Source organism: Bradyrhizobium sp. SHOUNA76, assembly GCF_023006445.1.
Taxonomy (GTDB): domain Bacteria; phylum Pseudomonadota; class Alphaproteobacteria; order Rhizobiales; family Xanthobacteraceae; genus Bradyrhizobium.
In genome coordinates this window covers 1-8,604 of sequence record NZ_JALBHA010000270.1, presented here as the reverse complement: position 1 = coordinate 8,604, position 8,604 = coordinate 1, and the positions used below count along the sequence as shown (strand labels likewise).

Below are 8,604 nucleotides of genomic sequence, written 5' to 3'. Positions count from 1 at the left end.
GACGGCGTCGACGGCGTGCGCAGGGCGGCGCGCGAGGAGCTGCAGATGGGCGCCGATCAGATCAAGATCATGGCGTCCGGCGGCGTCGCGTCACCGACCGACCCGGTCGGCGCTTTTGGCTATTCCGAGGACGAAATCCGCGCCATCGTCGAGGAGGCCCGCGGGCGCCAGACCTATGTGCTTGCGCACGCCTACACCGCTGCCGCGATCGAGCGCGCGGTGCGCTGCGGCGTGCGCACCATCGAGCACGGCAATCTGGTCGATGCTCCGACCGCGCGCCTGATGGCCGAGAAGGGCGCCTATGTGGTGCCGACGCTCGTCACCTACGAGGCGCTGGCGAACGAGGGCGCCCAATATGGCCTGCCGCCGGAGAGCGTGGCCAAGATTGCCGATGTCCGCGACGCCGGCCTGCGTTCGCTCGCGATCTATCGCGACGCCGGCGTGAAGATGGGATTTGGCAGTGACTTGCTCGGCCCGTCGCAGCGTCTCCAGAGCGACGAATTCCGGATTCGCGCCGAGATTCTCGGTCCGCGCGCCGTCATCGCCAGCGCGACATTGGTCGGCGCCGAAGTGCTTGGCATGGAAGGCAAGCTCGGCCGGATCGCGCCCGAAGCCAACGCCGACCTGCTGGTGGTCGACGGCAACCCGCTGCGCGACGTTGCGTGCCTGCTCGGCCAGGGCGAGCACATCCCGATGGTGATGAAGGCAGGCAAGGTCCAGTTCGACAGGCTGAACGCGTAGCTGACGCTACCGCCACATCTCCGCGCCGATGCATCCTATTTCGAGAGCCGCACGACCATCTTGCCCAGCGCTCCGCGCGTCTGCATGGTCCTGAACGCTTCCCGGAAATCGTCCAGCGCGAAGACGCGGCCGACCACGGGCTTCAGCTGGCCGTCGGCGAGCCAGCCCGTCAACTGCGACATCAGGCGCTTCTGCACGTCGGGTTCGCGCACCGGAATCTGCGCGAGGTCGACACCGAGCAGGGCGCCGCCTTTCAGCAGCGGCAGGTTGAACGGCAGCGCGGGAATCGTGCCGGCGGCAAAGCCGACCACGAGATGGCGTCCGCGCCAGGCGATGGATCGAAAGGCCTGCACCGAGATCTCGCCTCCGACAGGATCGAAGATCACGTCGGCACCATGTCCGCCCGTCAACTCCTTGAACCTGTCGCGCCAGTCGGCCTGCGTATAATCGATCACGGCGTCGGCGCCGTGCGCCTGAGTGAATTCGCGCTTCTCCGCTGTCGATGCCGCTGCGATCACGCGCGCGCCGAGCAGCTTGCCGATCTGGACGGCCGCAATTCCGGTGCCGCCGGCCGCGCCCAGCACCAGGAGCTGCTCGCCTGCGACCAGCATGGCGCGGGCGCTCAGCGCATAGAGCGCGGTCAGATAGTTGGCGCGAAACGAGGCGGCGACCTCGGCCGCAACGCCGTCGGGCAGGGGATGGAGCGCGGCGGGGCCAACGACGATCTCTTCCGCAAGCGCGCCAGACCGCGTCATGCCCATCACGCGCATGCCGGGCTGATAGCCGCCGGGTGCGCCGGGCGCGTCCGTCACCACGCCTGCGAACTCCGTTCCCGGAATGAAGGGCAGGGGATCCTTGGTCTGATAGCGCCCCTCGATCTTCAAACCGTCGACAAAGCCGATCCCGGCGGCTTCCACGCGGATGCGCAATTGCCCCGGCTCCATCGACGGGGGCGGGATGTCCCTCAGCTCGATCTGATCGATGGTTGCGTATTGCTCGACGACGACGGCTTTCATGTCGGACCTCTGCTGTTCCAGTTATCCTGACAGGTCCCGAGACTGGCCTCTTGTGTCTACCGCCACATCCCGCGCATCCGCGCGCCGATGTCGATTTTGGGCCCTTGCGCCGCAGTGCGGGCCGCGCCGGCGGCGGCCTTCGGCCAGGCGGTGCGCTCGAACAGATAGACCAGCTGCTCCGGGATGAAGCGGGTGCGCGAGGCGTAGACGTGGCGGTCGCCCTTGGCGGCCTGGCCGTGGGTGAAGAAGCGCTGGGGCACGACGAGGTGCAGGTCGTCCTTGGCGCGCGTCATCGCGACGTAGAGCAGGCGGCGCTCCTCTTCCAGTTCGGCGCTGGTGCCGGCGCCGAGATCGGACGGCATGCAGCCATCGACGACGTTGAGCACGAACACCGACTTCCACTCCTGGCCCTTGGCGGAGTGGATGGTGGAGAGGATCAGATAATCCTCGTCGCGAAGGGGGGGGCCGGATTTGTCGCTGGTCGCATCCGGTGGATCGAGCGTGAGCTCGGTCAGGAACTTTTCGCGCGAGGCATAGCCGCTCGCGATCTGCTCGAGCTGCATCAAATCGGCGCGGCGCGTCTCGGAATCCTCATGGATGCGATCCAGATGCGGCTCGTACCACAGCCGCACGCGCTCGAGATCGACAGGCCATTCCGAATAGCGCAGGTTCTGGGTGGTGCGGACGAAGTCGGTCCAGTCCGCGCCGGTGCGTGGCGGCACCGGCAGCTGGCCGAGCGCGGCGAGCGGATCGGTGCTCTCCGCCATCTGGTCGAGCACGCGCTGCGCCGTCGCGGGGCCGATGCCCGGCAACAGATGCAGGATGCGGAAACCGGCGACGCGGTCGCGCGGATTTTCAGTGAAGCGCAGCAGCGCCAGCACGTCCTTGACGTGCGCGGCGTCGAGGAATTTCAGCCCGCCGAATTTCACGAAGGGAATGTTGCGGCGGGTCAGCTCGATTTCGAGCGGGCCGGAATGCGAGGAGGTCCGGAACAGCACCGCCTGGTGCTTCAGCAGCGCGCCTTGCTCGCGGTTCGCCAGCACCTCTTCGACGATGTAGCGCGCCTGGTCGGCCTCGTCGTGCACGGTGACGAGCTGCGGCTTGTGCGAGGCGGCGCGGTCGGTCCAAAGGTTCTTGGTGAAGCGCTCGCGCGCGAGGCCAATGACGCCGTTGGCCGCCGCCAGCACCGCTTGCGTCGAGCGGTAATTGCGGTCGAGCGTGATCATCTCGGCGCGGGGCGAGAAGCTCTGCGGGAAGTCCAGGATGTTGCGCACGGTGGCGGCACGGAACGAGTAGATCGACTGCGCGTCGTCGCCGACCACGGTGAGGCCCCGTCCATCCGGCTTCAGCGCCAGCAGGATCGAGGATTGCAGGCGATTGGTGTCCTGGTATTCGTCGACCAGCACGTGATCGAAGCGACCGCCGATCTCGTCCGCGATCAGCGCATCGCTCATCATCTGCGACCAGTAGAGCAGGAGGTCGTCGTAATCGAGCACGTGCTGCGCCTGCTTGGCCTCGACATAAGCCGCGAACAGGCCTTTCAGCTCGGATGCCCAGCCCGCGCACCAGGGATAGTGCTGGCCGAGGACCTTCTCGATCTCCATCTCGGCGTTGACGCAGCGTGAGTAGATCGAGAGGCAGGTGCCCTTGGCCGGAAAGCGGCTCTCGGTCTTCGACAGGCCGCGCTCGTGCCGCACCAGGTTCATCAAGTCTGCGGAGTCCTCGCGGTCGTGGATGGTGAAGGCGGGATCGACACCGATCCGTTCGGCATATTCGCGCAAGAGACGCGCGCCGATGCCGTGGAAGGTGCCGGCCCAGCTGAGCGCATCGCGCATGATCGCGGCATTGTTCTCGCCCAGCACCTTGCGGGCGATGCGCTCGACCCGTCCGGCCATCTCGGCCGCGGCGCGGCGGGAGAACGTCATCAGGAGGATGCGGCGCGGATCGGCGCCGGCGACGATCAGATGCGCGACGCGGTGGGCCAGCGTATTGGTCTTGCCGGAGCCTGCTCCTGCAATGACGAGCAGGGGGCCGCCCACGGTCGCGCCCTCGGCCACGCCATGCTCCACGGCGCGGCGCTGCTCCGCATTGAGCGTGTCCAGATATGTTGCCACGAATCGCCCCGGTGAAAGGGCGAGAGTCGGCGATCCCGCCGCGAATCGCAATGCGGCTGGACGAAACCGGGTTTAGGATTTAGGGGGAAAGACGGCCAAGGTTCCAGTTTCGAAAAGCGCCCCCGGCATGACCGAGCTCAAGCCCGACCAGTTCGAGATGCGGCGGCTGGAATCGCTCAGCAACACCATTTTCGGTGTCGCCATGACGCTGCTGGCCTATGACTTGCCCAAGGCCGCGGTGTTCACCGGCGCGCCCGGCTGGAGCGACCTCGCCCATGTCTATTCCGGCAAGCTCGCCGGCTTCGCGCTCAGCTTCATCATCGCCGGCGTGTTCTGGATCAGCCATCACCGGCGGCTGGCGCGCCAGCCCGTCGGCAGTCGTGGCGCGGTGATCCTCAATCTTTTCTTCCTGCTCTCGATCGTGCTGCTGCCTGTGACCAACGGGCTCTACACCAATTACGGCATGAGCAGCGCGGTCGCGGTGCTCTACGGCCTGCACCTCACCGCGATCGCCGGCCTCAATGCCTGGCTGTGGTGGACCATCCTGGGCGGCTGGCGCCAGGAGATGATGGCCTCGCTATTTCCGCTCCTGGTGTTCATTCCGGGCACGATCGTTGCGGCATTCGCGCCGCATATCGCGCCCTTCGTGTGGTTCATCGCCTTCGGCGGGCTCGTGATCCAGCGCTTCACCATCGCCCGGCCCAAGCCGGACGCGTAAGCGCCATCTCACCCCTATGTCGCGCCGAACCCGTCGGCCGGCACATAAAGCTTGACCGGACGGATTTCGTAGACCGCGGTCGGATTGACCGCACGCAGCTTTCGCGCCGCCGCGATCGCCTCCTCCTCGGTGGCGCATTCCATCAGGTGAAAGCCCAAAAGCTGCTCCTTGGTCTCGGCAAACGGGCCGTCCAGCACCATGCCCGCGCCGGGACCGCGCAAGGTGCGGGCCTTTCGGGTCCCATCCAGACGGGCCGCCGGCCCAAACTGGCCGCTGGCCCGCAAGGGTGCCTGAACCTCGATGACTTTGGCCACGACCGCGGCGTCCTGCTCCGGCGTCCAGGACATGACCTCGTCTTCCACGTGATAGGCCAGGATGGCGTAAAGCATCGTCACCTCGTTGTTTTTCTGCACAGATCCCAAGGACGCAGCACCGCAGGCGGTGCCGACAATCCCGAAGCAAAATATTGCGTGGCCCGCAAGCGATGAAACCGTCCTGAAACCCGATTGCGCCCCTGCCGTGTGAACGCCGCCGGAACCGGTCGCGACTGATGACCACAACAACAAGATTTTCGCTGGAGGCGGCAATGTCGGGTCACACCACCAAGATCGTTTGCAAGATCATCTGCGACGCGCGTCGGGCCGGACCATCAGAGACGGCCGATCTGCACGACCAAAGCGGCCATCACCGCTATTACGGCAGCTCGGCCGAGAATGGCGGCGAGCGCATCGTGGAGAGCCGGCGCGGCAAGCGCCCGCGCAAGCTCGGCATCTGCGGCTTCTGAAATCATACGAGACCGTTCTCCAATATGGATGTCCTGCAAATATCGATCGCGGCGATGCCGTTTCTGCTCGCACTGATGAGCCAGACGGGGAAGGCCATCGTGCCGTGTCTGCTGACGAGCCTCTTCACGGTGCTGCTCGGCGCGGAGCCTCACCGCGCGGTCGTGGCCTGGTGCGTCGGCATGCTGATTGCAGCCGTGGCGTTCCGCGAGCGGCTTCGCGCGGGCTGACCGGCGGCCGCTACGGGGCGCTCAAGACCTGCTTGACCAGGGCTTCGCGCAGCGCCGCCAATTCGCCGCTTGCCTCCATCTGGGCGATCACCTTGCCCACCTTCGGCACCAGATCGCGATGGCGTTCGTGCAGGTAATGGTAGATGTGGATGCGCTCGAGCGGCGGCGAGAGCGGGTAAATCCTGGCCTGCAGATTGAGTTTCCTCACCGCAGCGAGCCCGCTGAAGAGGTCGGTGACCATCACGTCGAAACGGTCGGCGTCGAGCATCCTGACCATGTTGTCGAGGCCAGTGGTCGCGGTAACGCGATCCATGCCGCGCGTGCCAGCTTCCGAGGAGCCGACACCGCGGACGATGCCGATGCTGTAGTCCCTGATCGAATCCCAGCCGGCGACCTCAAACCGGAGTTTGGTCGCGAACACCGCGGGCTCGATGTAGTTGATCGCCGGTGTGACCTGGACCAGCGTCGGGTAGTCGCGCGAGAGTGTTCCGATCCGCTGGATCTCGCCGTCGACCTCGCCCTCGCTCGACAGCGCGAGCGCACGCTTGCCGGGGACGTCCTCGAATTCCAGCGTGATGTTGAGCTTGGCATAGACGGCCCGCAGCATCTCGCCGCCGACATATTGATCCGGGATGTCGGCGATGCGCGCCAGCCGGATCAAGTCCTGGGCCTGTGAGGGCCCGGCCGCGAGCAACGACAGGAAGGCGACGATCAGCCGCCACATGAGGCGTCTCCTTCGGTCTTGCATTGCTACCACTGGATTCGGACGCCGGCTCGATCTACCGGGAGTTGGCGCCTGCGCAGGCCGCAACGATTACCGCTCGCCCGCCAAGCGAGCGACTCCAGACTCTCACCGATGTCATTCTATCACGCGCAGTGGTAGTTTGCGCGGGAATCCTGCTGCCGGGCGCAAGACAGGGTGATTGCGCGCATCGGGCGACGAGGCAGGCGTCTCGACTGTTGGAAAGCGCGAGACTGCAAGCTGTGGCCGGTGCAGAGAGCCGCCATTTCCGGGGGGCGTGGTGCATGGCCAACGCAGGCGACGAGGATCCCAAGCGCAGCCGCGCCATCGCGCCGGCCGCTGCGAAGCCCGATCTGACCGGCATCGGTGCTACGGTTGCGCCCACGATATTCGCATCACTGCTGTCGCGGCTCTTCAACTGGTCGCGCAGCGGTGTCGGGCCGCGGCTCCTCGCCGCCGTGCTGTTGTTCTCTTCGGTGGTGACGCTGACGCTGACCGCGCTGCAGCTCTATCTCGATTATGATCGCGAGGTTGGGCTCATCGAGACGCGGCTCGACGAGATCGGCCGCAGCACGACCGGCAGTCTCGGCGAGAGCCTGTGGAATCTCGACCAGAACCAGATCAAGCTCCAGCTCGACGGCATCCTCCGGCTGCCCGACATCCGCGCCGCCGAGGTGCGCGAGATTGCCGATCGTCCCAATCCGATCCGTCTTGCCGTCGGTGAGCCGAGCACCCGCTCGGTCGTGACGCGCGACTATCCCTTGAACACCACCATCCAAGGGAACGCACGCGAGATCGGCGTGCTCCATGTCGAGGCCACGCTGAGCGATATCTATCAGCATCTGCTGAACCGCGCTCTGGTCATCCTGGCAAGCCAGGCGGCAAAGACATTCCTCGTCTCGCTGTTCATCATCTACATGTTCCATCTCCTGGTGACGCGGCATCTGGTCGCCATCGCCGAGTTCGTCAGCAAGTATAGCCTGACGCGGCCGCCGCCGCCTTTGCACCTGGAGCGCCGGCCGCCCTACGATGCCGACGAGCTGGACAAGGTGATCGAGGCCTTCAACGCGATGTGCGCCAACCTCCAGCGGGCCTATGGCGCGCTGCGCGAGGCCAATGCCAATCTCGAGCGCGACCTGGCCATCCGTCGGCGCGCCGAAGCGGACGCATGGGCGAGCGAAGAGCGTTTCCGCGACTATGCCGAGACGGCATCCGACTGGTTCTGGGAGACCGGGCCGGACCACCGGTTCACCTACATCTCCGACCGGTTGATTTCCTTTGGCATGGATCCGAAAGCGCGGATCGGCACGCGCCGCACCGATAGCGCGCTCGACCGCGATGCCGAGCCCGAGAAATGGCGCGCGCACCTGGCGACGCTGGATCGTCACGAGCCGTTCCGCAAGTTCGAATATCGCGGGCGCGACATTACCGGGCGGATGCATCATTTCAGCGTCAACGGCAAGCCGGTCTTCGACGCCGACGGACGCTTCATGGGCTATCGCGGCTCCGCGACCGACCTCACCGCGCAGCACGAGACCGAGGAGCGGCTGCGTCAATCCCAGAAGATGGACGCGATCGGCCAGCTCACCGGCGGCGTCGCGCACGATTTCAACAACGTGCTCACGGTCATCACCGGCACCATCGAGATCATCCGGGAGGGGCTTGCGGACAAACCCGAGCTCTCCGCGATCGCGCAGCTGATCGACGATGCGGCCGCGCGCGGCGCGGAGATCACCTCGCAGCTCCTGACCTTCGCGCGCCGCCAGCCGCTGGAGCCGCGCGAGATCGACGTCAACGCCCTGGTGGTCGAGACCGCGAAGCTGCTCAAGCCGATCCTCGGCGAGCACATCGAGATCGAGACGCACCTCGCCGACGATGCCTGGTCTGCGATGGCGGATCCCTCACAGCTGTCCTCCGCGATCGTCAACCTCGCCGTCAATGCGCGCGACGCGATGCCGGGCGGCGGCAGGCTCACCCTGGAGACTGCGAACCGCGAACTCGAAGGCACGGGCGGCGACGGTGACGGCGTGCGCGGCGCCTTCGTGATGGTCGCCGTCAGCGACACCGGTCACGGCATTCCGGCCGACATCCGCGAGCGCGTGTTTGAGCCGTTCTTCACCACCAAGGGCGTCGGTCGTGGCACGGGACTGGGGCTCAGCATGGTCTACGGCTTTGCCAAGCAGACCGGCGGCATGGTGGCCATCGAGAGCGAGGAGGGGCGCGGCACGGCGGTGCGGCTGTTCCTGCCGCGGTCGAAGGGC

Annotated in this window: 9 protein-coding genes; 5 read left to right on the top strand and 4 right to left on the bottom strand. The window is 66.2% G+C overall.

Annotated elements, in window-relative coordinates:
- The coding region (locus MOV74_RS23900; protein WP_246927970.1) for an amidohydrolase family protein at window positions 1–741 on the top strand (741 nt) is incomplete at its 5' end.
- Window positions 742–776: 35 nt separating this feature from the next.
- On the opposite strand, the gene MOV74_RS23895 is transcribed toward MOV74_RS23900, so the two are convergent.
- On the bottom strand, window positions 777–1,757 hold the full coding sequence (locus tag MOV74_RS23895; protein WP_246927968.1) for an NADPH:quinone oxidoreductase family protein: 981 nt from the start codon (window positions 1,755–1,757) through the stop codon (window positions 777–779).
- A gap of 56 nt (window positions 1,758–1,813) precedes the next feature.
- Window positions 1,814–3,871, bottom strand: coding sequence for an ATP-dependent helicase (locus MOV74_RS23890; RefSeq protein ID WP_246927966.1), 2,058 nt, complete (start codon window positions 3,869–3,871; stop codon window positions 1,814–1,816).
- A 127-nt stretch (window positions 3,872–3,998) separates the two neighbouring features.
- Between MOV74_RS23890 and MOV74_RS23885 the strand changes: the two genes are divergently transcribed.
- On the top strand, window positions 3,999–4,589 hold the full coding sequence (locus tag MOV74_RS23885; protein WP_246927958.1) for a TMEM175 family protein: 591 nt from the start codon (window positions 3,999–4,001) through the stop codon (window positions 4,587–4,589).
- 14 nt (window positions 4,590–4,603) lie between these two features.
- On the opposite strand, the gene MOV74_RS23880 is transcribed toward MOV74_RS23885, so the two are convergent.
- Entirely contained in the window at window positions 4,604–4,978 is a 375-nt protein-coding gene (locus MOV74_RS23880; RefSeq protein ID WP_246927957.1) for a YciI family protein, read from the bottom strand.
- 197 nt (window positions 4,979–5,175) lie between these two features.
- Between MOV74_RS23880 and MOV74_RS23875 the strand changes: the two genes are divergently transcribed.
- A complete protein-coding gene (locus MOV74_RS23875; RefSeq protein ID WP_246927955.1) occupies window positions 5,176–5,373 on the top strand; it encodes a hypothetical protein in 198 nt (65 codons plus the stop codon).
- A gap of 24 nt (window positions 5,374–5,397) precedes the next feature.
- Entirely contained in the window at window positions 5,398–5,601 is a 204-nt protein-coding gene (locus MOV74_RS23870) for a hypothetical protein (RefSeq protein ID WP_246927953.1), read from the top strand.
- Window positions 5,602–5,611: 10 nt separating this feature from the next.
- On the opposite strand, the gene MOV74_RS23865 is transcribed toward MOV74_RS23870, so the two are convergent.
- On the bottom strand, window positions 5,612–6,325 hold the full coding sequence (locus MOV74_RS23865) for an ABC transporter substrate-binding protein (protein ID WP_246927951.1): 714 nt from the start codon (window positions 6,323–6,325) through the stop codon (window positions 5,612–5,614).
- Between the two features lie 302 nt (window positions 6,326–6,627).
- On the opposite strand from MOV74_RS23865, the gene MOV74_RS23860 reads away from it, so the two are divergent.
- Window positions 6,628–8,604, top strand: a 1,977-nt coding sequence (locus MOV74_RS23860; RefSeq protein ID WP_246927949.1) for an ATP-binding protein, incomplete at its 3' end; no start/stop codon positions are given.